At 79.5% G+C, this 1,094-nt stretch carries 2 protein-coding genes; both read right to left on the bottom strand.

What is annotated here, in order from left to right; all coding sequences use genetic code 11:
• Window positions 1-152: 152 nt before the first annotated feature.
• Window positions 153-698 (bottom strand): MauE/DoxX family redox-associated membrane protein, encoded by a 546-nt coding sequence (locus KIK08_RS39145; protein WP_214408349.1) that lies wholly within the window; start codon window positions 696-698, stop codon window positions 153-155.
• Window positions 695-1,094: S26 family signal peptidase (locus KIK08_RS39140; RefSeq protein WP_214408348.1), on the bottom strand; the 400-nt coding region annotated here is incomplete at its 5' end. The genes KIK08_RS39140 and KIK08_RS39145, both read right to left, overlap by 4 nt.

Below are 1,094 nucleotides of genomic sequence, written 5' to 3'. Positions count from 1 at the left end.
GGGCGCGCCCGGGGGCAGCCCGCCGACCGGGGCCGCGCGGCCCGCGCCGCCAGTGCGGCCCAGCGCCGCGACCCGGCGCACCAGCGCCAGCGTGAGCAGCAGGTTGGCCAGCACCACGACCCAGAGCACGAGCTGACCGACGTCCCAGGCGTTCACCGCGTCGTCCTCGATCCTGTCGATCCGGAATGGGGGGAGGGGGAGAAGAGCGAGACCAGGTCGTCGAGGGCGACGACCGCGGCCACCACCGGCACCGCCGCGAGCACGGCGAGCGCGGCGACCGGCCAGGGCGTGGGCCCGGCGGCGACGTGCAGCGCGATCCCGGCACCGCACACCGCCACCAGGACGGCGTTGCGGACCAGGTGGCGTGGGTGGACGGGGTCGGTCGCGCGGCCGAAGCAGGCGCACGGGGTGCGGTCGCCGCGGCGCAGCACCCGCGCCATCGCCCCGGTGAAGGCGACCAGCAGCGCGGCCGCCCCGACGAACCCGACGACCCGGGTGGCGGGGACGGCCAGCAGCACGACCACCGCGGCCTCGGCGACCAGCACGGTGCTCGCCGCGGCGGGCACCAGCCGCCGGGGTACCACGCGGAACGCCCGCACCGCGGTGCGGAACGCGGCGAGGTCGCGGGCCCCGGCCACGGCGGAGACGGCGAAGGTGCCGGCGATCACCGCCGTGCACCAGACGGCCGGCCCGCTCACCGCGCGAGCCAGGCCGGCACCGGCGGCAGGTCGGCCGCGGGCGCCGGGATCGGGCCGGGACGGCGCGAGCGCAGCACGACCACGCCCAGGACGTCGGCGAGGGGCACCGGCCCCCAGGCGCAGGAGTCGACGCTGAACCCGGCCTCACCCTCGACGAAGCAGGTCCCGGCGGGCACCTCGACCTCCGCGACCGGTCCGCCGCGGCGGTGCCCAGGGGTGGTGTGCCGCGGGCGGACCCGGTCGCCGGGCAGGCCCACCACCCGCTTCACGAAGTACGGCGCGGTGGCGGGTTCGAGCACGGTGGTGGTGCCGTCGGCGGGGTCGGTGACCCGCAGCGGCCCCGGGGCGGCGGCGCCGTCGGGCGTGCGGCCGAGCACCACCGCGCCGCGCCGCACG

The organism is Pseudonocardia lacus, assembly GCF_018531445.1.
GTDB lineage: Bacteria > Actinomycetota > Actinomycetes > Mycobacteriales > Pseudonocardiaceae > Pseudonocardia > Pseudonocardia lacus.
This window is presented reverse-complemented; position numbering and strand designations above follow the sequence as displayed.